We start from the raw sequence: 26,993 nt of genomic DNA, 5'->3' as shown, positions 1-26,993 counted from the left end.
GGGTGTGGCAGGGAAGGCGCCCTCGGCGGTCCTGAAAACCCGGGTGGTCGTCCCCACCTCCCAGGTTGTGTCACGGCTTGAGTCAGGGTCATGACCACGCCGCTCCACCCGGACCAGCTTGAAGTCGGCCACAGTGTCGGTCCCTGGCGAATCGTCGGGACGCTTGGCGCGGGAGGCTTCGGCCGGGTCTTCAAGGTGGAGCGGGGCGGGAATGTCTACGCGCTGAAGCTCGCGTTGCGTCCGGCGAACCAGCACGCCAGCGATGAAGAGGATGTCAACGGGCGGATCACGCGGGAGGTGGCGGCGCTGCTCGCGTGCGCGCCGCATCCCAACCTGCCGCGCGTGCACGCCGTGGATCGCTGGCCGGAGCCACCGGACGGCTACCTCTTCCACGTTACCGACTTCGTGGACGGCGAGACGTTCCACGAGTGGCGCTGGCGGGTGAAGCCCTCCGCCGCGCACCTGCTGACCGTCTACACGGAGGTCGTGCGGGTGGTGGCGGATCTCCACCGCAGGGGCGTGCATCACCGCGACCTCAAGTCGGACAACCTGCTCATCCGCCGCCTGGATGAGCGTCCCATCCTCATCGACCTGGGCACGGCGCGCATCCCAGGGGCCTCCACGCTGACCGTGGGCGTGGCGCCCGCGTCGCCGCATCTGCTGCCGCCAGAGTGCGTGGCCTTCCTGCGCGAAGGCTCCTGGAAGTCCGGAGCGAACTTCGACGCAGGCATCCCGGGCGACCTGTATGCGCTGGGCGCGCTGCTCTACGAGTCCCTGACGGACGGCTACGCCTTCGACCCACGCCTTCCCTACGAACGGTTGCTGCCCGCCATCGAGACGGTGGTGCCGCGCGCGCCGAAGGACATCAACCCCAAGGTCCCCTCCAGCCTGTCGGACATCGCGATGCGGCTGCTCTCCAAGCGCCCCGAGGATCGCTACTCGGGGACGGAGACGCTGCTACAGGCGCTCTGGGACGCCGCGAAGGACAAGCGCCACGCGGACTGGAAGGTCTCGCTGGACGTCCCGGCGGATCCGGATGCGTCCGGCCTGGACCGGGGTGTGGTGTCGCTGTCGCAGTTCCCTGGGAGTTCCACGGAGCTGACAGCGCAAGCCCGGGAGTCAGCGCCTTCGGAACCGTCCGTACCCGCGGAGACCGTCCAGCCGAAGCGGCGCCGTCGTTCCGGCGCGGTGCTGGGCCTGGGAGCACTCCTGCTGGGCTTCTTGATCTTCGGGCTGGCGCGACTGACGCCAGACCGTCCTCCACCTGCCGTAGCGCCTGTGTCTGAGAAAGGAAGTTCGTCCGTGACACCAACCCCGAGTCTTCCCGATGCCGCCGTGCTCGCGGTGGCGTCTTCGCCGGATGCGGGTGTTTCCGCTGCGGCGGAGCCGGCTCCGACCGAGCCTTCCGAGGTTGCGACAACCTCCGTGAAGTCCCTGCGAGCGGACGGCGGTGTCATGCGGAAGATCGCTGGAGCGGCCGTTGCGGCCTGCGTGGGCGCGTCGTGCGCGGGCGGCAGCGCCAACACCATCAGGGATCGGGGCGAACCGTGCCCGGCGGGAGCCCAGGAGGCCATGGTGGAGGTGAAGTCCGGCTTCAAAATCTGGCACGGCCTCTGGCTGAAGGAGGCGGAGAGATTCGAGTTGGAGGTCCGTGAAGGGCCCATCCAGGGCATCGTCCATAATGCGGCGGCGAGGCGCGGTGCCTTGCCGATAGGGACGAAGGTGAAGGGCCGCGCGGTGTTCGATCCGCTGATCACCCGACTGCTCTTCACGGAGGCCACCCTACCTGACGGGAGGGTCGTCCCCATTTGCATGGAGTACATCGACGAGGAGATCGGTCAATTTGGTCACCGGGTGAACGACGAGGGCTACACCCCGGACACCGCCACGACCCGGTGGATCCCGAACCAGTTGTACGGTGTGGTGGGGGTCAAGCGTCTCAACGTGTACTACGAGCCCAGGTAGCAGGCACTTCGCCGCATCGACGCCTACTCGTGGAGGTGGGTCATCCGCGAACAGCGGGTACGCGTAACGCCCCGTGATAGAAGGGAACTCCTGCTGCCCCGGTTCGAGGAGCCCTCCCCACCGTGCCCTCCTGTCTGTTCGTCGCGCTTCCGGTTCTTCTCTGGTCGACCCATGTATTGGCGGCTCCTCCCGTCGGGAACGATGCGGTTGAGGGGACGCTCCGGATGGAAGTGGGAGCGGACGGCCTGGGGACGCGCCCCATCCACATCGGGCCTGGGGTCAGCACGACGCTCCTCTTCGATACCGACATCCAGCACGACCAACTGAGCCTGGAGTCACGAGCACAGTTCGCACGGGTGAGCACAGGCAGTTCCGTGCTCGTGCTCGTGCCGTCCAATGACTTGCAGGGCGGGGACAGCTTGAAGCTGTCCATTCCCTTCAAGGATCCGGGCTCGGCGCTTCCCTCAAGGTTGTCTTTGACCTTGGTGGTGGATTCAGGTGCCGTGGATCGGCAGGTGGAAGTCTACCGACGGGCGCGTTCCGCGGAGTCGTACCGCCAGGAAGTGCAGCAACTTCGCGCGGAACTTGAGCGCTTGCGTCAGGAACACGTTTCCTCGGGAGAGGGCGCGCGTGAGCCGATGGGCCTTCGGGGGCTCCTGATCGCCTCGAAGTCGCTTCCTGGCATTGGGGTCGACGGTAAGTGGATGCGCATCAAATGCAGGCGCCCGTGCTCATTCCATGTGGAGAGAGGATCTGTGTTCACGTCGGGCCCGCGGAGGGCCGTGCAGTTGATGCTGAGGACGGCTGACACGAAGCCATGGACCATCGGGAAGGCCGTGCTGGTGGACCGGCAGGGAAAGGAGTGGCAATCCTTTCCGCCTTTTCAGTCCGGACCCATCACGGCCGAGTCTCAGGCGACCTTGATCCTGGAATTCGATGTCAACAACGCGGAGCTGGATGGATACCAACTGCGCGTCACGGATGTGGATGGCACACGGACGGCGCAGTGGAGTGGCATCAACTTCCCCTGAGCTCGAAGCCTGACTCAATCCAGGAACCGGCGCTCCCATCTGCGTTGCTCTTCGGTGCCACGCCACGGGCGGGAGTCGCCCTGGAAGTACATCCAGGGCTCCAGGACGCGAGCCAGTTCACGATAGGCCGGTAGCACTGGGCTGTTCGTTACGTCTTCTGCGTCAGGTTCAATCCCCAGCGTGACGACCGCGCGTCCGTCGGACAGGGACTGCACGGTCGTGTCAGGACTCCGAAGCCGTTCACGAAGGGCCTCCACACCGCCCAGTTCCGTGAGCACCGGAGGACCCAGGAAGTTCATCCAATGGACGCCGCGGATGCGGTCGCCCAGGTGCAGGGACGCGGACTCGTCGGGAACATCCATTCCGGGATGGCGAAGGCGTTCGCGCTGGATCCATTCATCGACCTCCAGGAGGCCGAGCTCGGCGTTGAATGCAAGCCCCGCGTGCCCCGAGGCGAACGGGAGGTCCGCTGAGAGTTTCAGTGCCAGCTCGCGGACGGCGCAAGGCCCGTGTGACTCCAGGAACTCCGTGGGGAGCCAGAAGGTGACGGTGCTCGACAGCCGGGCCGCATCCGGGGAGCCGGGATTCTCCCGCCACTGGCCTGCATAGATGAACTTGTAGTCGCCGACTCCGTTGATGTGATCCGCCAGATGGACATGGGCGAACCGGGAGGCGTGGAACTCCTGCTCCAGGACCTCCTGCCCCTCTTCATCCAGTTCGTGGAAGTCCCCTTCGTAGTCGCAAGACCAATCCAGGGATGCCGGGGCAATGGCGTGCTGAAACACCTGGAGCGTGTGTTCAACCCGCTGGGTGATGTCCTGATGCGAATGCCTCAAGTAGAAGGCAATGCTGACGCCATCCCGGATGTGGGGATGAGAACGCGTCACGGTGCTACTCCAGGCCGAACACGCATACCCACCGAGCGTGCCAGAATCCCGGCACCCCCGTCCCCATGCCGGGTAGGGTGCGGCTCCACACGATGACCTCCGACCTCACGCCCGAATCCCTGCGCTGCGTCCGCGCCGACGCGCGCGAGCCCGAGGGCTACCGGGCCGCCCTCGGCGACACCCGCGCCTCGCTGCTCCACACGGATCCGCCCTATTGCCTGCTCACCCGGCGCCGCAAGGGCGGGGACCTGCGCGACCCTCGCGCGAACAAGAAGATCGACCGCAACCCCATCGTCCGCTTCGAGTCCGTGCGCGACTACCGCGTCTTCTCCGAGGCCTGGCTCACGCGCGCCACCGCGCACCTCACCCCGGACGCGCCCCTCATCATCTGGACCAACCTGCTGGGCAAGGAGCCCATCCTCACCGCCGCGCACGGCCTGGGCTACACCCACCTGCGCGGCGAATACGTCTGGGGCAAGCGCACCACCGACAAGAACGCCAACGAGCAGATGCTGCGCGTCTACGAGGTCGCCCTCGTCATCGCCCGCACGCCCGCGCCGCCGCTCGCACTCGGGGACGCCCCCACCGTGTGGGCCGTCGTCGGCGGCTACGACGATGACGCCGAGGCCGTGCAGTGGGGCGGCCACCCGCACCACAAGCCCTTCTCCGTGCTGGAGCCCCTGGTCCGCACCTGGAGCCGCCCCGGGGACACCGTGTTGGATCCGTTCGCCGGCAGCGGCTCCATGCCCTCCGCCGCCCTGCGCCTGGGCCGCCGCCCCGCCTGCATGGAGGTCGAACCCGAGTGGGCCGAGCGCGTCACCCACCGCCTGCGCGAAACCGCCCGTCAGCTGGCCAGCGCCCGGTAGAAGCGCGTCTCGCTCCACAGGGGCACGTCCGTGGGACGGTGGCCCCACCAGTTCATCACCAGCGTGCGCCGCTCGCGAGAAGGCCCCGGCAGCTTGCCGTCCGGGACCTGGTTGTCCGCGTCCAGCACCCCGTGTGTCAGCGTCCCGTCGAACACCACCAGCCGGTTGGGCCGAGGCGCCACCAGCGTCAAATCCTCCAGCCGGTCCGGCGCGAGCGACGGGTTGTCTTCACACGGCAGCTCCCGCGTCACCGCCAGCGCGCCGCCCCGCACCCGGTTGAGGAACAACACCGACGAGCGCACCGGGTGCACCAGCTTCCCCGTGGCCAACGCCAGCCGCTCGTCCCGGTCCTGGTGGAAGTCCACCCGCACGTCCGTGGCCCGCATCCGCGAAAGCCACCACTCCACGCCGGCGATCTTCCAGCCCTTCGTCACCCGGGGCCGCAGCGTGTGGATGACCTCCTCCACCACGTTCTCCGGAGGGCCAAAGGCGTACCAGAACGTCGTCTGGTACGTGTGACGCAGGCGCTCTCCCTTCAGGTCTCCCACGCGGCGTGACAGCCGTTGGAAGAGGGTCGGGGGCAGGGCGGGCTCGGTGAGCTGGACGAGGGATTCCACGATGGGGCGGAAGCTTTCCCCTGAACGCGAGGTGGGCGCCACTCCCTTTCGCCGGTAGGCTTCGCCCCCTCATGAAGCCCCATCAGAAGATGCTCCTCGGCATTTCCGCCGGCGCGGTGGCCGGGCTCGTCTGCAACGCCGTGTTCGGGAGCGCGGACTGGCTCATCTGGCTCGTCGAGCACGTCACCAACCCCCTGGGGCAGATCTTCATCCGCCTGCTCCTGATGCTCGTCGTGCCGCTCCTGTTCTCCGCGCTCGTCGTGGGCGTGGCGGAGCTGGACCTGAAGCAGGTGGGCCGGCTGGGCGCCCGCACGCTGGGCTACACCGTCGTCTTCTCCGTCATCTCCGTGCTCATCGGTCTGTTGCTCGTCAACACGCTGCGGCCCGGTGACGGCTTGAGCGACGAGGCCCGCGCCCTGGCCCGCACGGGCACGACCATCAAACCCGCGCCGCCCCCTGGAGACACCTCCGCGGGCGCGCTCTTCATGTCCATGGTGCCCACCAACCCGCTGAAGGCCGCGGCGGACGGGGACATGATTGGCCTCATCGTCTTCTCGCTCATCTTCGGCCTGGGCCTGGCGCTCACCCCGGGCGAGCCCGCGCAGCGGCTCAAGGACGTCATCCAGGGCCTCTATGACGTGATGATGAAGCTCATCGACGGGGTGCTCCAGCTGGCCCCCGTGGGCGTGGGCGCGCTCTTGTTCTCCATGACGGCGCGCCTGGGCTTCCACATCCTGGGACAGCTGGCGTCGTACGTGGGCGTGGTGCTGCTGGCGTTGGGCATCCACATGTTCGTCATGTACTCGCTGTCCGTGCGCTTTTTGGGCGGACGCAATCCGGTGGAGTTCTTCCGCTCCTGCCGGCTGGCCATCGTCACCGCGTTCTCCACGTCCTCCTCCAGCGCCACGCTGCCCACCGCCCTCAAGGTCGCGGAGGAGAACCTCAAGCTGCCGCGCAACGTGTCGCGCTTCGTGCTCACCGCCGGCTCCGCGATGAACCAGAACGGCACCGCGCTCTTCGAGGGCGTCACCGTCCTCTTCCTCGCGCAGGTGTATGGCGTGCAGCTGGACCTCACGCAGCAGGCGACCATCATGTTCATCTGCGTGCTGGCGGGCATTGGCACCGCGGGCGTGCCGGCGGGCTCCATCCCCGTCATCGCCATGATCCTGGGCATGTTCCATATCCCGGTGGAGGGGCTGGGCCTCATCCTGGGCGTGGACCGCTTCCTGGACATGTGCCGCACCGTGCTCAACGTCACCGGAGACCTGGCGGCCGCGGTGTACGTGTCACGCGGCGAGCCCCCCGACCAGCCGGTCGGTGAGGAGGCGGCGCAGTCCCCCACCGCCTGACGTGGCGTCACCCCGGTTCCACCTTTGACCGAAGTCCCCTCCGCCGTCTTTCGAATCCAAGGAGCTTCAGCCGCATGAAAGTCGCCAACGGTCGCGTCGTCGCCCTCGATTACCGCCTCCACCTGGGAGACGGGCAGATCATCGACCAGAGCGCCCCGAACCAGCCGCTCGCCTATCTGCACGGGCACAAGCAGATCGTCCCCGGCCTGGAGGGCGAACTGGACGGCCTGGGAGTGGGGGACAGCAAGCAGGTGGTGGTGACGCCGGAGCAGGGCTACGGCATCCACAAGCCGGAGGGCGTGCGCAACGTCCCCCGCACCATGCTGCCCACCACGTACCTGCCCCAGGTGGGCGGCACGCTGATGGCCCAGACGGAGGACGGCGACGTCCCTCTGCGCATCATCGCCGTGAACCCGGACTCCGTGGTGGTGGACCTCAACCACCCGCTCGCCGGCAAGACGCTCCACTTCGACGTCACCGTGCGCGAAGTGCGTGACGCGACGCAGGAAGAGCTGGCGCACGGTCATGTCCACGGGCCGGGCGGCGCGCACGGGTAGCGCTTTTCCCAGCCTCCGGGCACGGAGCGTTTCGTGACCCCGGGGGGCGTGCACTATCTTGCGCCCCCCATGGTTCCTCCCGTCCCGAACCCCAGCCAGCTCCGCGTCCCCGCGCCCGATCCCGGCGCCGTCCCCGAACGGCCCGGTGCCTCCGCGGCCATGGATCCGGAGCTGTACTGGCGGGAGCACGTCTACCAGGGCGGCGCGCGGCAGCTCACCGTGCGCGCCGTCATCGCCGGCATGCTCATTGGCGCGGTGATGTGCCTGTCCAACCTCTACGTCATCCTCAAGACGGGCTGGAGCCTGGGCGTCACCATCACCGCGTGCATCCTGGCCTTCGCGGTGTTCGGCACGCTGCGCTCGCTGAAGCTGCTGCGCAACGAGTTCACCGACCTGGAGAACAACGCCATGGGCTCCGTGGCGTCCGCCGCGGGTTACATGACGGGCGGCGGCAACATGGCCGCGGTGCCCGCGCTGCTGATGCTCACCGGCACGCTGCCGTCGTCCGGCTGGCTGATGGTGTGGTTCGCCGTCATCTCCGCGCTGGGCGTCTTCGCCGCCATCCCCATCAAGCGCCAGCTCATCAACATCGAAGCGCTCCCGTTCCCCACGGGCACGGCCACCGCGGAGACCATCCGCGCGCTGCACGGCCACGGCGCGGTGGCCCGCCGCAAGTCGCGCCTCCTGGGCCTGGCGGGGCTGGTGGGCGCGCTGCTGGTGCTGGTGCGCGACGCGCGCTTCACCTGGCTGAAGAACCTGCCGGAGAAGGTGAGCCTGCCGTTCAGCATCCTCGGACGCGAGGCGGGCAAGTGGTCCCTGTCGCTAGACTTCAGCCTGCTGCTCATCGGCGCGGGCGCGCTGGTGAACTTCCGCACCGGCTGGTCCATGTTGCTGGGCGCCATCCTCAACTACGGCTTCCTCGCGCCGGCCATGGTCTCCCAGGGCGTCATCCCGGAGGTGACGTACAAGGCCATCAACAGCTGGTCGCTGTGGACGGGCTCCGCGGTGCTGGTGTCGTCCGGCCTGCTGTCGTTCGCGTTCCAGTGGAAGAGCGTGGTGCGCTCGTTCTCCGCGCTGGGCGGGCTGGTGGGGATGAAGCCCAAGGAGGGCGCTCGCGAGGATCCGCTGGCGGACATCGAGTGTCCCCCGGCCTGGTTCCCCCTGGGCTTCGGACTCCTGGGCCCGGTGGCCGTCTTCCTCATGGCCTACCTGTTCCAGATTCCCTGGTGGGCCGGCGTGCTCGCGCTCCCCCTGGCGGTGGTGATGGGCGTCATCGCGTCGCGCGTGACGGGAGAGACGGACACCACGCCCACCAAGGCGCTGGGCCCCGTCACCCAGCTCATCTTCGGTGGCCTGGCGCCGGGCAACATCCCCGCCAACGTGATGAGCGCCAACGCCACGGGCGGCGTGGGGCTGCACTCGGCGGACCTGCTCACGGACCTGAAGTCCGGGTGGCTGTTGGGTGCTTCGCCGCGTCAGCAGTTCTTCGCGCAGCTGTTCGGCGTGGTCGCGGGCGCCCTGGTGGTGGTGCCCATCTTCAAGCTGCTGGTGCCCACCGCGGACGTGCTGGGCACGGAGCAGTTCCCCGCGCCCGCGTCCATGGTGTGGGCCGGCGTGTCGAAGATGCTCGCCTCGGGTGTGTCCGCGCTGCACCCCACCGCGCGCGTGGGCGCCCTGTGTGGCGCGCTCCTAGGCATCACGCTGGTGCTGCTGGAGCGCTGGGCCCATCCGAAGGTGAAGGCCTTCATCCCCAGCGCGTCCGGCCTGGGGCTGGCCATCGTCATCCCCGGCTCCAGCTCCATCAGCCTCTTCGTGGGTGCGGCGCTGGCGGCGTTCCTCCGGCGCGCGAAGCCGAAGCTCGCGGAGGACGCGGTGCTGCCCGTCAGCTCCGGCTTCATCGCGGGCGAAAGCCTCCTGGGCATCGCCATCGCGATGGTGAAGGCCTTCGGCTTCATGCCGAAGTAGGGGCTGTCCGTCAGTCCACCTTGCTGGTGGCCCAGGACACGCCCGCGACGAAGCGGAAGGTGGGCGTGTCGAACCCCGCGCCCACGCCCGGGCCGCCCATCACATACAGGTCCAGGCTGGACAGGGCATGGCGGCGGATGGCGATGAGCAGCTCCGCCCCCACCCGGCCTCCGTTCAGCGGGATGCCCGTGAGCACGCTCACCTCGCCGCGCGTCGTCTCGCCGTGGAGCGACGTCACCGTGGCGCCCAATCGCAGCTCATTGCCCGCGATGTCGCGCGGGTCGTAGGACACGGGGCCCAGGTCCTGGCGCTTGCGCAGGAAGATGCCGGCCTCGCCACCCACCTGGAAGCCCTCGCCCACGTAGCCCAATTGCAGACGCGGCTGCCACGCGTATTCCTCGTGCGCCTGCGCCTCGCGGCTGCCCACCGGCAGTCCCGCGGTGAGCCCCACCGAGAGGTTGATGGGGGCGCCTTTCGACTGGCGGAGCACGGCGGCCCGGGCCGTCAGCCACGGCGTGGCGATGCCCCCGGAGTTCGGCCCGAAATACTCCAGCGTGGGCTTTCCCCCCTGCGTCAGGACGAAGGGCAGCTCTCCGCCCACCTCCAGCCACGACAGCACGCCGAAGGCCACCGTCATGTGGGCGGTCATCTTGTTCTCTACCAGGCCCGTGCCCTCGCCGGGCTCCCAGCGCGTCTGGAAATGCATGGGCAACTGCTCGTAGTGGTAGTTCAAACTCACACGCAATTGCCCGGACTCCAGCGTCCGGCCCGTCCCCACCACCAGCGAGCCCAGCGCCGCCGGGTCCAGGCGCAGCCGTTGCAAGTCGAACATGGGCAGCGGGCTCTTGGGGCCGCTTTCCAGGGCGTGGGCGGAGAAGGGAAGGGACAGCAGGGCAGCGGTGATGACCGAGGCCGGACGGAACACGTGACGACTCCCGAGGCGGAGGGACGCGGACTCTAGCCAGAGTCCCCCGGCCCGAAAATCATGCACGGGTGCCACCCATTGATGTTTGCCCCGCGCAAATATCGCCGCGTCAGGCAGTTCCAGCCGCCAGGTCCTGCAATTCCTGCCATCTCGTATAGAGCCGGTCCACTTCGGCGGTGGTGGCTTCCAGGGCCTGATTCACCTCCGCCACCTTGGAGCCCTGGCTGTAGACGGCGGGGTCGGCCAGCTTCGCCTCCAGCTCCGCCTTGCGCTTCTCCGCGGCCTCGATGGTGGCCTCCATGCCGTCCAGCTCGCGCTGGTCCTTGTAGGAGAGCTTCCCGGGCTTCTTCTGCGCGGGCTTCTGGGCGGATTCCTCGCGGGGCTCGTCCTTCTTGAGCGCGGCGGCCTTGAGCGCGGCGGCCTGCGACTGCTCGCGCAGCCGCTTGTACATGTCGTAGTTGCCCTCGTAGCGGGTGACCTTGCCCTCGCCGTCGAAGGAGAGGATGGCGGTGGCCACCTTGTCGAGGAAGTACCGGTCGTGCGTCACCAGCAGGGTGCTGCCCGCGAAGTCCAGGAGCAGGCGCTCCAGGATGTTGAGGGTGACGATGTCCAGGTCGTTGGTGGGCTCGTCCAGCACCAGCACGTTGGCGCCTTCCAGGAACAGCCGCGCCAGCAGCAGCCGGTTGCGCTCGCCGCCGGACAGCGCGCCCACCTTCATGCGCTGCATGGGCACCGGGAAGAGCAGGTCCTCCAGGTAGTCGCGCAGGGCCACCTTCCGGTCCGCCAGCTCCACGTGGTCCTCGCCGTTGGAGGCCGCGTCGTACACCGTCTGATCCGGATCCAACTGGGCGCGCTGCTGATCGTAGTAGGCGACCTTGGTGTTCTTCCCGATGACGAGCTTGCCGCTGTCCGCGGGAATCTCCCCCAGCATCACACGCAGGAAGGTCGTCTTGCCCACGCCGTTGGGCCCCAGGAAGCCCACGCGCTCGCCGCGCTGGAGGCGGAAGTCCACGCCGTCCAGCACCTTGCGGTCGCCGAAGGACTTCTTCAGCCCTTCAGCCTCGATGACGGTGTGGCCCAGCCGGGGCGCCGCCACCACCTTCAAATCCGCCACCTTGGGGCGCTGGAAGCCCTTCTCCGCCAGCAGCTTCTGCGCCCTTTCGATGCGGGCCTTGCTCTTGGTGCGCCGCGCCTCCGGGCCCTTGCGCAGCCACGCCACCTCCTGGGCAATCCAGCGTCCGCGCTTGTGCTCCGCCGTCTCCGCGTTCTCCTGGGCCACGAGCTTCTGCTCCACGTAGGCCGCGTAGTTGCCGGGGTAGGAGATGAGGCCGCCGCCGGGCTGGATTTCGACGATGCGGTCCACCAGGTCGTCCAGGAAGTAGCGGTCGTGCGTGACGAGCAGCAGCGCCCCGGGCAGCTTGTCCAACTCGTCCTCCAGCCAGTCCACGGTGTCCGCGTCCAGGTGGTTGGTGGGCTCGTCCAAGAGCAGCAGGTCCGGGCGCGTGAGCAACGCGCGCGCGATGGCCACGCGCTTGCGCAGGCCTCCGGACAGCTGCGCCACCGGCCGGTCCCAGTCCTTCACGCCCAGCCGGTCCAAGAGCGTCTTCGCGTGGTGCTCCGTGTCCCAGCCGCCCGCCTGTTCAATCCGGTCGCTCAGGGAGGACAGCTGCTCCAGCATCTTCTGGGTGGCGTGCGCGGGGTCCGCCTCCAGCTTCCGGGACAGCTCCGCGTGCGCGTCCAGCGCCTCCTTCAGCGGCGCCTGGGACACGGCCAGCTCGCTCTGCACGGTGGCGCCTTCGGGGAACTCCGGCTCCTGGGGCAGGTAGGTGACACGCGCGCCCCGGCGCAGCTGCAGCTCGCCCAGGTCCGGCTTCGCCGCGCCGGCCAATATCTTCATCAGGGACGACTTGCCGGAGCCGTTGACGCCCACGAGGCCCACGCGCTCGCCCTCCTCGATGGTGAAGGTGAGGCCCTCGAAGACGGTGCGGCTGCCGAAGGCGAGCTGGACGTTGGCGGCGCGAAGCAGCGTCACGGAAAGGAACCTTTCGAAAAGGGGGACGGAAGAAAGCGAAAGGGCGCCCCCCACTTGAAGCGGGGAGCGCCCTTCCTACAGCCAGTGCGGCGTGGGCACCCGGACTACTTGCGGGCAGCCTGCTCCGCGGCCTGCTTCTCCTTGTACTGCGCCATCAGGGCCTCCGCCTCGTTGCGGGGGACCGGCGAGTACCGGGCGAACTCCATCGTGAACTCGCCCTTGCCCTGGGTCGCGGAGCGCAGGTCGGTGGAGTAGCCGAACATCGTGTTCAGCGGCACTTCCGCCACGGCCGTGACGTAGCCCTCGGCGGTGCCCGTCTCCAGGATGGTGCCGCGGCGCTGGTTCAGCTGGCCGACGACGGAACCCTGGAAGTCTTCCGGAGCCGTGACTTCAACCTTCATGATCGGCTCGAGGATGATCGGCTTGGCGGCGGCGTAGCCCTCGCGGAAGCCCATGATGGCGGCCGTCTTGAACGCCATTTCGGACGAGTCCACCGCGTGGAACGCGCCGTCGTTGATGACCACGCGCAGGCCCACCACGGGGAAGCCGATGAGGCTGCCCTTCTTCACGGCCTCCGTGAAGCCCTTGTCGCACGCGGGGATGAACTCGCGCGGGATGGAGCCACCGACGATGTCGTCCACGAACTCGTACTGCTGCACGGCGTCCGAGGGCAGGGGCTCCACGTAGCCGCACACGCGCGCGAACTGACCGGAACCACCGGTCTGCTTCTTGTGCGTGTACGCGAACTCGCCCTTCTGGGAGATGGTCTCGCGGTACGCCACCTGGGGCTTGCCGGCGACCACTTCGCAGTCGTACTCGCGCTTCATGCGCTCGATGTAGATCTCCAGGTGCAGCTCGCCCATGCCGCTGATGATGGTCTGCGCGGACTCTTCGTCACGGTGCACGCGGAAGGTGGGGTCTTCCTTGTGGAAGCGGTTGAGCGCCTTGGAGAAGTTGGTCAGCTTGTCGCGGTTCTTCGGCGTCACCGCCAGGGAGATCACCGCGTCCGGCACGAACATGGACGTCATCGTGTAGTTCACGGTGCCGTCGGTGAACGTGTCGCCGGAGGCGCACTCGATGCCGAACAGCGCGACGATGTCGCCGGCCGTGGCCTCGCTCACGTCGTGCATTTCCGACGCGTGCATGCGGACGATGCGGGGAACCTTGACCTTCTTCTGGTTCACCTGGTTGAAGATGAAGTCACCCTTGCTCACCTTGCCCTGGTAGATGCGCATGTAGGTGAGCTGGCCGTAGCGGCCGTCTTCCAGCTTGAACGCCAGGCCGACGAAGGGCTTGTTCGCGTCCGACTCCAGGATGACCTTGGCCTCGTTGTTCTTCTGGTCGAGGGCCTCGTTGGTCGCTTCCTTGGGGTTGGGCAGGTAGCTGCACACCGCGTTCAGGAGCAGCTGCACGCCCTTGTTCTTGTACGCGGAGCCGCACATCACCGGCGTCATCTTCAGCGCGATGGTGGCCCGGCGCACGGCGGCGCGGAGCTGCTCCTCGTTGATGGCGCCCGGGTCCATGAGGAACGCCTCGCCCAGCTCGTCGTCGACGTTGGCGATGCCCTCGATCATCTCGTCGCGGCGCAGCTTCGCCTCGTCGAGCATGTCCGCGGGGATGGCCTCCTCGCGCACGTTCTCGCCGTTCTCACCATCGAAGTAGAACGCCTTCATGGAGAGCAGGTCGATGAGGCCCTGGAAGCGGTCCTCCGCGCCGATGGGGTACTGGAGCTTCACCGCGTGGTGGCCCAGCTTCTCCTTCAGCTGCGCGGCGACGCGGTCGTAGTTCGCGCCCGAGCGGTCCATCTTGTTGATGAACGCGATGCGCGGAACCTTGTAGCGCTTCATCTGGCGGTCCACCGTGATGGACTGCGACTGCACGCCCGACACGGAGCAGAGCACCAGGATGGCACCGTCGAGGACGCGGAGCGCGCGCTCCACCTCGATGGTGAAGTCCACGTGTCCCGGGGTGTCGATCAGGTTGATGTTGTACTCGCCCCACATCGCGTACGTGGCGGCGGACTGGATGGTGATGCCCTTCTCACGCTCCAGGTCCATCGAGTCCATGATCGCGCCCACGCCGTCCTTGCCGCGGACCTCGTGGATCTCGTGGATCTTGCCCGTGTAGAACAGGATGCGCTCGGAGAGCGTCGTCTTGCCCGAGTCGATGTGGGCAGAGATACCGATGTTACGAATCTTCTCGATGGGTACGTTGGAGGCCACGATCCGGTCCTTCTTCTATTGAAAAAATTGCCTGAGGGAACAGAGCAGGCGGGGCCCTTACTTCCCACAGGACCCAGTTACCAGACAAATCCGCATGACGCGGGGCGTACATCCGCCTACTTTCCGCTGTCCCTGTTCCGACTGAGGTCTCATAACAATGAGCGCGAGCGAAAACTTCTCCCTGGCACGGGCCTGGCTCCAGGCCTTCAACGCCCACGACGTCACCGCCCTGGTGGCGCTGTACGCGGAGGATGCAACACACACCTCGCCCAAGATTCGCGTCCTGCACCCGGAGACGGGCGGGCGCCTGGTGGGCCGGCCGGCCCTGGAGCGGTGGTGGAGGGACGCCATCGCCCGGCTGCCGGGCCTGCGCTACGAGGAGACGGCGCTCACGGCGGACGGGGACCGGGTGTTCATGGAGTACCTGCGCCACGCGCCCAACGAGGCCCCCCTGCCGGTGGCGGAGGTGCTGGAGGTGAAGGGCGGGCGCATCGTCGCGTCGCGCGTCTACCACGGCTAAGGTGCCCCCCATGGCGACCCCCAATTTCGACCGGGACTTCGGATACCTGGCTCCCTTCATGGACAAGGTGGCCGCGGCCGCCGAGGACCTGCCGGACGCCTCCGCCCGCGAGGAGCTGGTGCGGCTGGTGGCGGAGGAGAAGGTCCGCTGGGCGCGCATCCGGGAGCTGCTCCAGGGCGCCGCGGGACAGAGCGGCGCTTCCAAGGGGTCCGCCCCCAAGGCTTCTGCCGCGAAGGCCCCATCGCCCGCCGCCGCGCCCCCGCTGGCCCGGGTGTCCGCGGACGGCGTGAACCGGGTGGCCCGGCGCGAGGCGGGCTTCACGGTGGGAAGCCTCAAGGACTCGCGCTAGTGGGTCTGGTGGATCAGGTGCTGCTCACGCGGACCTGGTCCAACGCGTCGTAGGTGGCGGCCTTGTAGGCCTCCGACAGCGTCGGGTAGTTGAAGCAGGTCTCCACGAAGAGCTGCGCGGTGGAGCCGGTGAGCAGCGCGGTGAGCCCCACGTGCACCAGCTCCGAGGCCTGTTCGCCCAGCACGTGCACGCCCAACAGCTTCATGTCGTCGCGGTGGAAGAGCAGCTTCAGGAGTCCCTGCCTCTCCCCGATGATCTGCCCACGCGGGTTGCTTTCGAAGGTGGCGCGGCCGACCACGTAGGGGATGCTGCGCGCGCGCAGGGACTCCTCCGTGTCGCCGGCCATGGACACCTCCGGGATGGTGTAGATGCCGTAGGGCAGGATGGGCGTGAGCGTGCGCTTGCCCGGGCCGAACGCGTGCTCCACCGCGATGCGGGCCTGCTCCATGGACGTGGAGGCCAGCGCGGGGAAGCCGATGACGTCCCCCACCGCGTAGATGTGCGGCACGGCCGTCTGGTACGCGAGCCCCACTTCAATCTGGCCGCGCTTGCCCTGCTTCACGCCCAGCGCCTCGATGCCCAGGCCCGCGATGTTCGCGGTGCGGCCGGAGGCGACCAGCACCTGATCCGCCTCCAGCACCTCGCTGGTGGACAGCTTCAGGCGGATGGGCTCCTCGTGGGACTCCGGCACGTGCGCGGACTCCACCGTCTGGCCCAGGCGCAGCCGCACGCCCAGCGTCTCCATGCAGTCGCGCAGCACCTGCCCCACCTCGGCGTCCAGGAAGGACAGGAGGTCGTTCTTCACCTCCACCAGCGTCACCGGGATGCCCAGCGCGGCGAACATGCACGCGTACTCGCAGCCGATGACGCCGCCGCCCACCACCACCAGCGTGCGGGGCAGGGTGGTGATGTCGAGGATTTCATCCGAGTCGTGCACGCGCGGGTCGCCGAAGGGATACATCGGCGGGCGGTACGGGCTGGAGCCGGTGGCGATGAGGACGGTGCCGGCGGTGAGCCGGGCGACCTCCGCGCCGTCGCGCTTCACCGCGACGGTGTGCGCGTCCACGAAGGAGCCGGCGCCCTGGAACAGCGTCACGCCGTGGCGCTGGAGGTTCTTGTGGATGCGCTCGCGCTCCATCTGCTTCACGCGGCGCTCGCGGAAGAGGAAGTCGGAGACGGTGGCCTCGTGGCGTAGCGTCGCGTCCACGCTGTAGAGGCCGCGCGCCTTGAAGCCGGACAGGTGCAGCGCTGTCTCTCGCAGCGTCTTGGAGGGAAGGGTGCCGGTGTTCGCCGCGGTGCCGCCGAGCACCGGCTCCCGCTCCACCACCGCCACCCGCTTCCCCGCGAGCGAGGCCTGCACCGCGCCCCATTCACCCGCGGGGCCTGATCCGATGACCACCAGGTCGAAGTCCGCCATGGGCCGCACCCTAACCCCACCCCGGGGGGCCAGGGCACCGGGAAGTCAGTCCCGGCCCGAGTAATTCAGCTTCTCGCGGACCTCCTCCTCGGTGAGCAGCCGGAAGCCGCCCTCGGGGATGTCGTCCAGGGTGATGTCGCCCACCGCCTCCCGGTGGAGCGCGCGGGCGGGCAGCCCCACGGCGCCCAGCATGCGCTTCACCTGGTGGTGGCGGCCTTCGGTGAGAATCACCTCCACCGTGTGCTCGTCGCGCACGCGCACCACCGCGGGGCGGGCGGGGCCGTCATCCAGCATCATCCCCTGGCGCAGCGGCTCCACCTTCGCGTCGTCCGCGGTGCTGAACACCGTGGCCACGTAGCGCTTGGGCAGGTTCGTCTCCGGGGACGTGGCGTGGGCCACCAGCTTGTCGTCGTTGGTGAAGAGCAACAGGCCCGTGGTGTCCACGTCCAGCCGGCCCACGGCGTGCCAGGTGAAGCGGTTCAGCTCCAGGGGCAGCTGGGGCAGGAGCAGCTCGAACACCGTGCCCGTGCGGTGCTGGCGCGCGGTGGAGGTCAGCACCCCCGCGGGCTTGTGGAAGGCCAGCACGTGCGTGGGCGCCCCCTTGCGCACCGGCATCCCGTCCACCTTGATGACGGCGTCGGGCGGCACGGGAGTCAGCGGCGTGGTCGCCACGCGGCCGTTGACGGTGACTCGGCCCGCCTTGATGGCGGCCTCGGCCTCGTCCTGGGGCATGGCGCCCGCGCGGGCGAGCGCGCGGGAGAGCCAGTCCGGCTTCTCCTTGCCCTCCCAGCGGTTGGGGCGGGGCGGGGACTTGGGGGGCCGTTCGGGCTTGCGAGGCATGGGCGCGGCACTGTAGCCGCGCTCGGGCGGCGGCGTGTCCCTCAGTTAGTGCCGGGCCGGTTCGTCGGGGTCCTCGCCCTCGGCGGAGCCCGGCGTCCTGCCCGGCTCGTCGCCGTCCGCCATGCGGTGGGACTCCTCCTCCAGTCCGCCGTCCTCGGCCGTCTCGGGCGTGCGTCCGGGTTCCTCCAGTGCGTCCTCGTGGGATGGCGCCTGACGGCCAGGGCCGGGCTCGGTGCCTCCCACGATCATCGACTCGTAGGGCATGTGGTTCACGCGGTGCTCCTTTCCGTGAGGTTCGGACGTTCCAGGAAAGGTAGCGACGCGCACGCATCCCGCCGCGAGGGGTGGGGTGTCCCCCTGCCTGCTCAGGGGTCGTCCCTGCCCGGGAAGTGCTTGCGCACGGTGTGCAGCGCGGCCAGCCAGAGCCGGGCTTCGTTGCGCGTGAGGCGGGAGCGGCGCAGGGGCGCGACCAGGTCCCGCACCGCCGTGCGCCCGGGCTTTTCGTCCACGAGGAAGCCGCCCGTGGTGAGGAGTGCTTCCAGTGTGGCCTCCACGCGGGCCAGCTCCTCGTCCGTGGCGGCCAGGGGCAGGGGGCCCGGCGGCGGCGCGCTGTCCGCGAGGTGCGCCATGCGGACCTCATAGGCGTAGAGCAGCACCGCCTGCGCCAGGTTGATGGAGGGCTGCTCCGGCGCGGTGGGCACAGCGGACAGGTCGTGGCAGCGCTCCACCTCCGCGTTGGTGAGGCCGCTGCGCTCATCCCCGAAGACGAGCGCCACGGGCCCCTGCTTCGCCCGCGCCACCAGCTCCTCTCCCACGGCCCTCGGAGACAGGCGGCGCTTTCCCTCCACCTTGCGGGAGCTGGTGCCCACCACCCAGACGCAGTCGGACACCGCCGCGTCCAGCGAGTCCGGCCGCTTCACCCCACCCAGCACGTCCTCCGCGTGCACCGCCAGCCGGTGGGCGGGGCCCAGGTCCTCCACCTCCGGCGTCACCCAGGCCCAGTCGGACAGGCCGCAGTTCTTCAGGGCGCGGGCGGCGGCACCCAGGTTCTCCGCGTTGCGCGGGCGCATGAGGACGAATCGGACGGGCAGCACCATGGGCGCGCACCCTACCGCCGCGTGCCCCGGGCAGGGACCCCTGTTGACCGCCGAGGTGTCTCACCGCCAGTCTGCACCGCGAAATCCCGCGTCCCGCGCGCGTCCAGCAGGCCACCCGCGAGTGTGGCTGCCCGGACACCCTGTGGGCCCGCGGACGCGCACGGGGGAGCGCCGGCATGTGGTCGCCGGGCCGCACTTCCCGTGCGCCTCCGAGGAGCCCACGCGCGGCACGCGGCATGAAATCGGTTCCGCCGACACCTCCTGGAGGAAACATGTCCCCGCAGTCCGCAGTCCCGCCGAAGGCCGCGCGCGCTCCCCGTGCCCGCTGGCTCTTGCCGGCGTTGCTCGTGGGCGCGCTCGCCGCCGGCTGTAAGCAAGAGCCCGCGAAGACGCCGCCCGCCGCCACCTCGTCCGCCACGGCGCCTGATGCCGGCGCCACGTCCCCGTCCACGACCGCGCCGGTGCAGGCCGCGAAGCTCACGCCCGTCATCCACGAGCTGGCCAGCGAGAACGCCCTGCCCACCGGCGTCGTCATCGAGTTCGCGCTGCCGGTGCGCCCGCGCTACGAGAGCGTCGACGGCAGCGTCGTCACGGTGTCTCCGGAGGTCGGGGGCAGCCTGCGGTGGACGGGCCCCTCGTCGCTGCTCTTCACTCCGTCCACGGGCTTCGCCGCCGGCACGACGTACACGGTGTCCGTGGACGCGGTGAACACCGACGCGGGCGTCATCAAGCCGTCGTCCGCGCGCGAGTGGCGCTACAACTTCACGACCTACGCCTTCAAGTTCTCCCAGATCTACCCCACGCGCATGGACCTGCCGAAGGGCCGCGTGGAGGCGAACGTGGACTTCTCCGGGCCGGTGGACCTGGCCGCCGTGCGCTCCCGCACCAGCTTCCGCGTGGGCGACACCGTCATCAGCGACGTGAAGTGGAGCACCCGCGCGGACACGCGCAGCTCCCTGTCCGTGGCGCTCACCCACCCGAAGCTCAAGCCCGGAGCGACGTTGCAGTTCTCCCTGCGCGAAGGGCTGACACCGGTGGGCGGCGCCTCCACCGTGCAGGCGCCCGCGGCCACGAGCAGCTTCGGGCTGAACGGCGGCAAGCGGCTGGACATCACCTACGTGAGCCTCCAGGAGGGCTCCAGCGGCTACTTCTACGAGGTGAGCTGCCGCGATGTGGCGGCGGACGCCCCGGCGAGCCCCACCGACGAGCAGTGGGATTCGTACTACTACGACGACGACAACAAGGGCTGCTCGCTGAGCGACGCGGTGGCCCAGGACGCCATCCGCTTCAAGCCGAAGGTGAAGTTCACCGTGGCCCCGTCGCGGCGCGGCTTCCGCATCTTCGGTGACTTCAAGCGCGGCCCGCACACGCTCTCCCTCGCGGAGGGCACGCTCTCCGTGGGCGGCGGCACGCTGATGGGCGCCTGGTCGCGCGGCTTCTCCGTGCCCGCGCGCCAGTCCCAGGTGCGCTTCAACGCCAACGGCCGCTACCTGCCGCGCAGCGCGTGGCGCAACCTGCCCCTGCAGCATCTCAACCTGGAAGAGGTGACGCTCACGGTGCGCAACATCCCACCGGAGAACCTCGTCTTCTGGATGGGCAGCGACTACTCGGAGACCGCCGACGAGCGCACGAGCAACGTGCTGGTGCGCAAGGCGGTGCCGCTCAAGTCCACGCCGGACGCGCTGCTCACCACGTACATCGACGTGGCGTCGCTGGTGCCCGCGAACACGCGCGGCCTGGTGGAGATCCTCGCCGAGCGCGGCGACTACAAGGCCGCCGCCCGCATCCTGCTCACCGACCTGAGCCTCGTGGCCAAGCGCGGCGGGCCGGCCGTCGGCTCGAAGGACTCGGGCGAGGTGTGGGTCTGGGCCCTGGGCCTGGAGAGCACGGAGCCCCTGTCCGGCGTGGAAGTGACGCTGGTGAAGAAGAGCGGACAGGCCGTGGCCCGCTGCACCACGCAGGGCGAGGCGGGCTGCCAGCTGAAGGTCCCCGCGCCCGGCGTGGATGAGAGCGCGCCGTTCGCGCTGGTGGCGCGCAAGGGCGACGAGCTGACGTACCTCAAGTACGACGAGCTGAAGACGGAGATCGCCAACTCGGACGTGCAGGGCGAGCCGTACCGCGCCGAGCAGCCCTACCGCGCCTCCATCTGGTCCGACCGAGGCGTGTACCGTCCCGGTGACACCGCGCACGTGGCCGCGGTGCTGCGCGGCCAGGACAACCTGGCACCGCCCGTGGGCATGCCGGTGGAGGTGCGCGTCATCGACCCGCGCGAGCGTGAAATCCGCAAGGTGACGCTGAAGACGAACGCGGCGGGGCTCGTGGCCTTCGACCAGGCCTTCGCGGCGTTCCAGGACACCGGCCACTACTGGGTGCGCCTCAAGGTGGCGGACCGCGACCTGGCCTCCTACGCGGTGAACGTGGAGGAGTTCGTCCCGGAGCGCATGAAGGTGACGGCCAGCACCACGGCGCCCGGCTACGTGCAGGGCACGGAGATTCCGGTGGGCGTGGAGGCCGCGTACCTCTTCGGCGGATCCGCGGAGGGCAGCCCGGTGGAGATGACGTGCCGGCTGGAGTCCGTGCCCTTCAAGCCCAAGCTGAACGCCCAGTACACCTACGGCGTCTGGCGCCAGGACGGCAACGCGCCCCGGCCCGTCACGCTGGGGCAGGTGAAGGGCACGCTCGACGCGAAGGGGCAGGCGCTCCTCAACTGCCCGGCGCAGGCGGCGTCCGGCCCCATGAAGGGCGCGGCGCGCCTGTCCGCGGTGGCCAGCGTCTTCGAGTCCGGCAGCGGCCGCTCCACCATCGGTGAGGCGACGGTGCCGGTGCACCCGGAGGCGTACTACCTGGGCCTCCAGGCCAACACGCAGAAGGTGAAGGCGGCCACGCCCTTCACGCTGACCGGCGTGGTGGTGGACTGGAACGGCCAGCCCGTCACCGGCGACAAGGCGCCGAAGACGGTGCAGCTGGAGTACCAGCTGCTCGAGGAGAACTACGGCTACTACTACGACGAGGAGTCCGGCTACGAGCGCTACCAGCGCTACCTGCGCCCGCAGCGTGAGGGCGAGGCGACGGCGAAGGTGGAGAACGGCCGCTTCACCGCGACGGTGCTGCCGGGCCGCGACGGCGCGGGCTACCTCGTGCGTGCTCGCGCTGGCAACACCCAGACGGACCTCGCCATCGAAGGAGAGGGCCGCTACTACTGGTGGGGCGAGGGCTCGCGCGTGGACCAGACGCCGCGGCCCCTGAAGCCCACGGCGCTGGACATTTCGCTGCCCGCCAAGGGCAAGGTGGGCGAGGCCCTCACCGTGAAGATGAAGGCGCCCTACCGGGGCCGCGTGCTCTTCACCGTGGAGACCGACCGTGTGCTCACCACCGCGTGGAAGCAGGTGGAGCCGGGTGAGGTGACCTGGTCGTTCACGCCTTCCGAATACGCGCCCAACGTGTACGTGAGCGCGTTCCTGGTGAAGGACCCGCACCTGGAATCCGCCCAGGCGTTCATGCCCGACCGCGCCTTTGGCGTGGGCAGCATCGCGCTGGAGCCGGTGGACTTCACCCAGGCCGTCGCGCTGACGGTGCCCAAGGAGGTCCGCAGCAACGACACGCTCACCGTGGACGTGGCGGTGGAAGGCGTGGAGGGCCCCACCTTCGCCACCGTGGCGGTGGTGGACGAGGGCATCCTGTCCCTCACGCGCTTCCAGAGTCCGGATCCGCTGAAGGAGATCTTCACGCGGCGCGCGCTGGGCATCCAGACCTACGAGACGGTGGGCTGGGCGCTCCTGGTGCCGCCGGGTGGCAACTCCAGCTCCACCGGCGGTGACGAGGGCGGCGCGGAAGGCCGCGTGCAGCCGGTGAAGCCCGTGGCCCTGTGGAGCGGCGTGGTGGAGGTCCCCGCCAACGGCAAGCTGAAGGTGCCCTTCAAGCTGCCGCAGTACCGGGGCGCGGTGCGGGTGATGGTGGTGACGGCGGGCGCGAAGCGCATTGGCCGGGCCAGCGCGCAGGTGCTGGTGCGTGACCCGCTGGTGCTCCAGACGACGCTGCCGCGCTTCCTCACCCAGAACGACGAAATTCAAATCCCGGTCTTCGTCACCAACCTGTCCGGCAAGGCGCAGGACGTGAAGGTGTCGCTGTCCGCGGAGGCGCTGGCGGTGCCTGGGCTCGCGATGCCGGAGGGCCTGGGCTCGCCGCTGGAGCTCAAGGGCAAGAGCGAGGGCCGCGCGAAGCTGGAGGACGGCAAGTCCCGCACCTTCGTCTTCCAGGGCCGCGCGGTGCAGTCCGTGGGCGCGGCGCGGCTGGTGGTGACGGTGGAGGGCGGTGGCTACACGTCGCGCGAGCAGCTGGACGTGCCGCTGTCTCCCGCCGGGCCCCGTGAGCGCAAGATTCAGCAGGTGGAGCTGGCGGAGGGCACCACGGACCTGAAGGCGCTGCTCGCCGGTTGGGTGCCCACCACGGAGCGCACCAGCGTCTGGGTGACGAACAATCCCTACGCGAAGTCGCTCCAGCACCTCTCGTACCTGGTGCGCTACCCGTACGGCTGCATCGAGCAGACGACGTCCTCCACCCGCCCGCTCTTGTTCGTGAGCCAGCTGGTGGAGCGCGTGGATCCGACGCTGGTCTCCACGGCGAAGGTGGAGGACATGGTGCAGTCGGGCATCAACCGGGTGCTGGCCATGCAGACGGCCTCGGGCGGCTTCGCGTACTGGCCGGGCCAGACGGAGCCGGTGGCCTGGGGCACGGCCTATGCGACGCACATGCTGCTGGACGCGCGCAAGCTGAAGTACCCGGTGCCGGACGACCGCGTGGACAGCGCGCTCGCGTGGATGGGTGACGAGCTGACCCGGAAGGAGGGCCGCGTGGGGCAGGACGACCACTACGGCCAGCACTCGGAGGCGTACATGCACTACGTGCTCGCGGTGGCGGGCAAGGGGCGCAAGGCGCGGGCGCAGGCGATGGTGAGCGCGCTGGAGACGGCGGCGAAGAAGGCCGCGCTCGGCGGCGAGGACCAGGAGGACCTGTACCTGCTCAAGGCCGCGCTGTGGCTGTCCGGCGACCGCCGCTACGAGAAGGAGCTGCGCAACCCGGACGTGTCCACCGTCACCGATGACCGCCGCAACAACTGGTCGTTCTATTCGGACCGGCGCCGGCGCGGGATGATGCTCAGCACCTTCCAGGACCTCTTCGGCGACGCGCCGGAAGGGGAGCCCCTGGCGCGCATGGTGGCGACGGCGCTGTCCGCCCGCACGTCGGCGTACTACTCGACGCAGGAGCTGGTCTGGGGCATCACCGGCCTGGGCAAGCGGCTGCAGGGCACGGCGACCAGCTTCTCGCCGCCCACGCTCACGGTGGCGGGCAAGACGGTGACGCCCGTCGCGGAGAAGGACGCGCGCGTGTCGGACCGCACGTGGGCCCTGGCCCGCGCCAGCGAGCGCGCCAGCGTGTCGCTGGACCTGAAGGAGAAGGGCGGCGGCAACGTGTACCTCATCCTCAACAGCGAGGGCGTGCGCACCACGCCCGAGGTGAAGGTGGGGGGAGAGGGGCTGACGCTCAAGCGCACCTGGCGCTCGCTGGACGGCACCGCGCTGGACATGAAGGCCCAGCCGGTGAAGCTGGCGGACCTCATCTACGTGGAACTGGAGGTGACCAACACCCGGGGCGAGCGCGTGCAGAACATCGCGCTGGTGGACCGGCTGCCGGCGGGCTGGGAGATCGAAAACGCCCGCCTGGGGCGCGGCGGCAGCGTGGACTGGGTGGACGCGGATTCGCTGTGGGCCGCCGACTACGTGAACGTGCGCGATGACCGCATGGAGGCGTTCGGCGCGCTGCAGGCCCATGAGACGAAGAAGCTCGTCTACGCGGTGCGCGCGGTGACCGCGGGCAGCTTCACCCTGCCGTCCGCGGAGGCCGAGGCGATGTACGACTCCTCGCTCTGGGCCCGGGATGCCGCGGGCACGGTGCAGGTGTTGGGCCCCTGGAAGGACGACCTGCTCTAGGCCCCATGCGTCGCGTGCGTCTCAACGTGAGGAAGTGGGCGGGGGTGGCGCTGGCGGGGCTCGTGCTGTTGGGCGCGGGCCTCGTGGCGGCCTGGTGGGTGCCGCTGCCGGAGCGGTTGGCGGCGCCCCCCTCGGTGGTGATGGCGTACCGGGACGGGTCGCCCGCGTACGTCTTCCTCGCCCCGGACGAGCGGTGGCGCATCCCCGCGCCGAAGGACCGCGTCGACCGGGCCTATGTCCGCGCCCTCCTGGCGCTGGAGGACAAGCGGTTCTTCCAGCACCCGGGCGTGGATCCGCTCGCGGCCCTGCGCGCCCTCGGGCTCAACCTGAGCCGGGGGCGGCGGGTGTCGGGCGCCTCCACGTTGACGATGCAGCTGGTGCGCGTGCTGGAGCCCCGTCCCCGCACGTTCACCTCGAAGGTGATTGAGTCGTTCCGCGCAGCCCAGTTGGAGGCGCGGTTGTCCAAGCAGGAGGTGCTGGAGGCGTACCTCCAGTTCGTGCCCTACGGGCGCAACGTGGAGGGCGTGGAGGCGGCGGCGCTCGCGTACTTCGGGCACACCGCCCAGCACCTGAGCCCGGCGGAGATCGCCACGCTGCTGGCGGTGCCGCAGAACCCGAACCGGCGCTTCCCGTCGCCGGAGAACCAGGAGCGGCTGCGCTCGGCCCGGGACGACATTGCCCGGAGGCTCCTGGAGTCCGGAGGGCTGGCCGTGGAGGGCGTCGCGTCCGACACGGTGCTGGCGGAGGTGCGGGCGACGGCGGTGCCGAACGTGCTCACGCCATTTCCGAGGGAAGCGCCGCACGCGGCGGTGTGGCTCAAGGCGCAGCGGCCTGGAGAGACGTGGCTGGCGACGACGCTGGACGCGGGCACGCAGCGCTTCGTCGAACGCACGCTGGGGGAAGCGGCCCGGCGGTTGGACCGGCAGGGCATCCACAACGGCGCGGCGGTGGTGGCGGACCGGGAGACGGGCGAGGTGCGCGCGCTGGTGGGGAACTTCGACTTCTTCGATGCCCAGCACGGTGGGCAGATCATCGGCTTCGCCACGCCGCGCTCGCCGGGGTCCGCGCTCAAGCCGCTGTTGTATGCGCTAGGGATTGATCAGGGCCTGGTGGGACCGGAGACGCTGGTGCCGGACATCCCCGTGGCGTACGGCGGCTACCAGCCGCGCAACTTCGACGGGCGGTTCCTGGGGCTGGTGCGGATGGAGTCCGCGCTGTCGCAGTCGCTCAACCTGCCGTTCGTGAGGCTGTTGGAGCGGCTGGGCGTGGAGGGCTTCCTGGGTTCGCTGCGGCAGGCGGGCGTCAACAGCCTGGATCCGCGGCCGGGGCACTACGGCCTGTCCGCGGCGGTGGGCGGCTTGGAGCTGACGCCGCTGGAGTTGACGGGCGTGTACCTGGCGCTGGCGGGAGATGGTCAGGTGCGTCCGCTGCGGGTGCTGGCGCAGGACACGGCGCCGAAGAAGGCCCAGGCGTTGGTATCGCCGGGAGCGGCGTGGCTGACGCGGCAGGCGTTGGCGTTGAGGGATCGGCCGGACTTCCCGGAGCGAAGGCGGCTCACGGGGCTGCCAGCGCGGGTGCACTGGAAGACGGGCACGAGCTTCGGCAACCGGGATGCGTGGGCGGCGGGCTCCGGGCCGAAGCACACGGCGGTGGTGTGGCTGGGCAACTTCGACCACGCGTCGAGCGTGCACCTGGTGGGCGCGGAGAACGCGGCCCCGCTGCTGTTCGACATCCTGGAAGGCATCGGCCCGCGAGGCACGGCGTTGCAGGAGGAGGACGCCGCGCCGCCGAAGGACCTGGTGAGCGTGGAGGTGTGCGCGTATTCGGGGCACCTGCCCACGGACGCGTGCACGCAGCGCAAGCGGGTGGACGCGGTGCGCACGGCGGTGCCGACGACACCGTGTCCGTACCACCACCGGGTGGAGGTGGACGTGGCGACGGGCCTGGCCGTGGGGCCGGGGTGCCGGGACGGGCGCAAGACGGAGTCGCGCGTGTACCTGACCTGGCCGTCCAGCCTGCGCCGGTGGCTCGCGGAGCAGCAGCGTCAGTTGCCTGAACCGCCGCCCCTGGCACCCGGCTGCGTCGCGGGAGGCGAGCGCGACACGCCGACCATCCTATCGCCGCCGGAAGGGACGGTGGCGCTGCTCATCCCGGGCATGAACACGGAGGAGCAGAAGATCCCCCTGGAGGCGGAGGCCGCGCACGACCGGGAGCTGACGTGGTTCGTGGACGGAGCCGTCCTGGGAACGGCGAAGGCCGCGGAGCGCCTGTGGTGGAAGCCGAGCGTGGGCACGCACGACATCCTCGTCACCGACGACCGCGGCCTCACCGCTCGGCGCACGTTGGTGGTGCGCGAGCGGCAGTAGG

19 protein-coding genes are annotated in these 26,993 nt (G+C 69.6%); 10 read left to right on the top strand and 9 right to left on the bottom strand.

The window, feature by feature from the left end; genetic code table 11:
- Positions 1–90: 90 nt before the first annotated feature.
- Together D7X30_RS14175 and D7X30_RS14170 are read left to right on the top strand one after the other, a co-directional pair.
- The gene (locus tag D7X30_RS14175; RefSeq protein ID WP_120563449.1) at positions 91–1,965 is read left to right on the top strand and encodes a serine/threonine-protein kinase; all 1,875 of its coding nucleotides are present in this window, start codon (positions 91–93) and stop codon (positions 1,963–1,965) included.
- A gap of 122 nt (positions 1,966–2,087) precedes the next feature.
- Positions 2,088–2,996 carry a DUF2381 family protein gene (locus tag D7X30_RS14170; RefSeq protein ID WP_120563448.1) on the top strand — a complete coding sequence of 303 codons (909 nt, stop codon included), beginning with the start codon at positions 2,088–2,090 and terminating at the stop codon, positions 2,994–2,996.
- Between the two features lie 14 nt (positions 2,997–3,010).
- Here D7X30_RS14170 and D7X30_RS14165 read toward each other — a convergent pair whose 3' ends face one another.
- On the bottom strand, positions 3,011–3,883 hold the full coding sequence (locus D7X30_RS14165) for a DUF3396 domain-containing protein (RefSeq protein ID WP_120563447.1): 873 nt from the start codon (positions 3,881–3,883) through the stop codon (positions 3,011–3,013).
- A 92-nt stretch (positions 3,884–3,975) separates the two neighbouring features.
- On the opposite strand from D7X30_RS14165, the gene D7X30_RS14160 reads away from it, so the two are divergent.
- Positions 3,976–4,749, top strand: a complete 774-nt coding sequence (locus D7X30_RS14160) for a DNA methyltransferase (protein ID WP_120563740.1) — start codon at positions 3,976–3,978, stop codon at positions 4,747–4,749.
- Here the strand turns inward: D7X30_RS14160 and D7X30_RS14155 are convergent.
- Positions 4,728–5,366: a hypothetical protein gene (locus tag D7X30_RS14155; RefSeq protein ID WP_120563741.1), complete on the bottom strand. Its 639-nt coding sequence runs from the start codon at positions 5,364–5,366 to the stop codon at positions 4,728–4,730. The genes D7X30_RS14160 and D7X30_RS14155 overlap by 22 nt on opposite strands.
- A gap of 71 nt (positions 5,367–5,437) precedes the next feature.
- Here D7X30_RS14155 and D7X30_RS14150 point away from each other — a divergent pair, with 71 nt between their 5' ends.
- From D7X30_RS14150 to D7X30_RS14140, 3 genes are all read left to right on the top strand, one after another.
- Positions 5,438–6,715: a dicarboxylate/amino acid:cation symporter gene (locus D7X30_RS14150; RefSeq protein WP_120563446.1), complete on the top strand. Its 1,278-nt coding sequence runs from the start codon at positions 5,438–5,440 to the stop codon at positions 6,713–6,715.
- Between the two features lie 74 nt (positions 6,716–6,789).
- Positions 6,790–7,272, top strand: a complete 483-nt coding sequence (locus D7X30_RS14145; RefSeq protein WP_120563445.1) for a peptidylprolyl isomerase — start codon at positions 6,790–6,792, stop codon at positions 7,270–7,272.
- A gap of 69 nt (positions 7,273–7,341) precedes the next feature.
- Positions 7,342–9,237 carry an OPT family oligopeptide transporter gene (locus D7X30_RS14140; RefSeq protein WP_120563444.1) on the top strand — a complete coding sequence of 632 codons (1,896 nt, stop codon included), beginning with the start codon at positions 7,342–7,344 and terminating at the stop codon, positions 9,235–9,237.
- A gap of 10 nt (positions 9,238–9,247) precedes the next feature.
- On the opposite strand, the gene D7X30_RS14135 is transcribed toward D7X30_RS14140, so the two are convergent.
- The 3 genes from D7X30_RS14135 to fusA form a co-directional block, all read right to left on the bottom strand.
- Positions 9,248–10,162, bottom strand: a complete 915-nt coding sequence (locus D7X30_RS14135; protein ID WP_120563443.1) for a flagellar motor protein MotB — start codon at positions 10,160–10,162, stop codon at positions 9,248–9,250.
- Positions 10,163–10,271: 109 nt separating this feature from the next.
- Positions 10,272–12,194: an ABC-F family ATP-binding cassette domain-containing protein gene (locus D7X30_RS14130; protein ID WP_120563442.1), complete on the bottom strand. Its 1,923-nt coding sequence runs from the start codon at positions 12,192–12,194 to the stop codon at positions 10,272–10,274.
- A gap of 104 nt (positions 12,195–12,298) precedes the next feature.
- Positions 12,299–14,416: an elongation factor G gene (fusA, locus tag D7X30_RS14125; protein ID WP_120563441.1), complete on the bottom strand. Its 2,118-nt coding sequence runs from the start codon at positions 14,414–14,416 to the stop codon at positions 12,299–12,301.
- Between the two features lie 157 nt (positions 14,417–14,573).
- Here fusA and D7X30_RS14120 point away from each other — a divergent pair, with 157 nt between their 5' ends.
- Together D7X30_RS14120 and D7X30_RS14115 are read left to right on the top strand one after the other, a co-directional pair.
- Positions 14,574–14,936, top strand: a complete 363-nt coding sequence (locus D7X30_RS14120; RefSeq protein WP_014398450.1) for a nuclear transport factor 2 family protein — start codon at positions 14,574–14,576, stop codon at positions 14,934–14,936.
- A 10-nt stretch (positions 14,937–14,946) separates the two neighbouring features.
- Complete coding sequence (locus D7X30_RS14115; RefSeq protein WP_120563440.1) at positions 14,947–15,285, top strand: hypothetical protein; 339 nt, start codon at positions 14,947–14,949, stop codon at positions 15,283–15,285.
- Positions 15,286–15,298: 13 nt separating this feature from the next.
- Here the strand turns inward: D7X30_RS14115 and sthA are convergent, their stop codons facing one another.
- The 4 genes from sthA to D7X30_RS14095 form a co-directional block, all read right to left on the bottom strand.
- The gene (gene sthA / locus D7X30_RS14110) at positions 15,299–16,702 is read right to left on the bottom strand and encodes a Si-specific NAD(P)(+) transhydrogenase (RefSeq protein WP_120563439.1); all 1,404 of its coding nucleotides are present in this window, start codon (positions 16,700–16,702) and stop codon (positions 15,299–15,301) included.
- 45 nt (positions 16,703–16,747) lie between these two features.
- Entirely contained in the window at positions 16,748–17,542 is a 795-nt protein-coding gene (locus D7X30_RS14105; protein WP_120563438.1) for a pseudouridine synthase, read from the bottom strand.
- Positions 17,543–17,587: 45 nt separating this feature from the next.
- Complete coding sequence (locus D7X30_RS14100; RefSeq protein ID WP_233591584.1) at positions 17,588–17,806, bottom strand: hypothetical protein; 219 nt, start codon at positions 17,804–17,806, stop codon at positions 17,588–17,590.
- Positions 17,807–17,907: 101 nt separating this feature from the next.
- Positions 17,908–18,639, bottom strand: a complete 732-nt coding sequence (locus D7X30_RS14095; RefSeq protein ID WP_120563436.1) for an RNA methyltransferase — start codon at positions 18,637–18,639, stop codon at positions 17,908–17,910.
- A 272-nt stretch (positions 18,640–18,911) separates the two neighbouring features.
- Here D7X30_RS14095 and D7X30_RS14090 point away from each other — a divergent pair, with 272 nt between their 5' ends.
- The gene (locus D7X30_RS14090) at positions 18,912–24,626 is read left to right on the top strand and encodes an Ig-like domain-containing alpha-2-macroglobulin family protein (protein WP_120563435.1); all 5,715 of its coding nucleotides are present in this window, start codon (positions 18,912–18,914) and stop codon (positions 24,624–24,626) included.
- A 5-nt stretch (positions 24,627–24,631) separates the two neighbouring features.
- Positions 24,632–26,992 carry a penicillin-binding protein 1C gene (gene pbpC, locus D7X30_RS14085; protein ID WP_120563434.1) on the top strand — a complete coding sequence of 787 codons (2,361 nt, stop codon included), beginning with the start codon at positions 24,632–24,634 and terminating at the stop codon, positions 26,990–26,992.
- Position 26,993 lies beyond the last annotated feature (1 nt).

The organism is Corallococcus sp. AB011P (assembly GCF_003611605.1).
Taxonomy (GTDB): Bacteria; Myxococcota; Myxococcia; order Myxococcales; family Myxococcaceae; genus Corallococcus; species Corallococcus coralloides.
Note: the sequence above shows the minus strand (reverse complement) of the source record. Positions and strands in the feature narration are given on the sequence as shown.

Coding starts and splice junctions, on each gene's coding strand:
- D7X30_RS14175 (WP_120563449.1), top strand. CDS start 91: ATGACCACGCCGCTCCACCCGGACCAGCTTGAAGTCGGCCACAGTGTC.
- D7X30_RS14160 (WP_120563740.1), top strand. CDS start 3,976: ATGACCTCCGACCTCACGCCCGAATCCCTGCGCTGCGTCCGCGCCGAC.
- D7X30_RS14150 (WP_120563446.1), top strand. CDS start 5,438: ATGAAGCCCCATCAGAAGATGCTCCTCGGCATTTCCGCCGGCGCGGTG.
- D7X30_RS14145 (WP_120563445.1), top strand. CDS start 6,790: ATGAAAGTCGCCAACGGTCGCGTCGTCGCCCTCGATTACCGCCTCCAC.
- D7X30_RS14140 (WP_120563444.1), top strand. CDS start 7,342: ATGGTTCCTCCCGTCCCGAACCCCAGCCAGCTCCGCGTCCCCGCGCCC.
- D7X30_RS14120 (WP_014398450.1), top strand. CDS start 14,574: ATGAGCGCGAGCGAAAACTTCTCCCTGGCACGGGCCTGGCTCCAGGCC.
- D7X30_RS14115 (WP_120563440.1), top strand. CDS start 14,947: ATGGCGACCCCCAATTTCGACCGGGACTTCGGATACCTGGCTCCCTTC.
- sthA (WP_120563439.1), bottom strand. CDS start 16,702: ATGGCGGACTTCGACCTGGTGGTCATCGGATCAGGCCCCGCGGGTGAA.
- D7X30_RS14105 (WP_120563438.1), bottom strand. CDS start 17,542: ATGCCTCGCAAGCCCGAACGGCCCCCCAAGTCCCCGCCCCGCCCCAAC.
- D7X30_RS14100 (WP_233591584.1), bottom strand. CDS start 17,806: ATGCCCTACGAGTCGATGATCGTGGGAGGCACCGAGCCCGGCCCTGGC.
- D7X30_RS14095 (WP_120563436.1), bottom strand. CDS start 18,639: ATGGTGCTGCCCGTCCGATTCGTCCTCATGCGCCCGCGCAACGCGGAG.
- D7X30_RS14090 (WP_120563435.1), top strand. CDS start 18,912: ATGTCCCCGCAGTCCGCAGTCCCGCCGAAGGCCGCGCGCGCTCCCCGT.
- pbpC (WP_120563434.1), top strand. CDS start 24,632: ATGCGTCGCGTGCGTCTCAACGTGAGGAAGTGGGCGGGGGTGGCGCTG.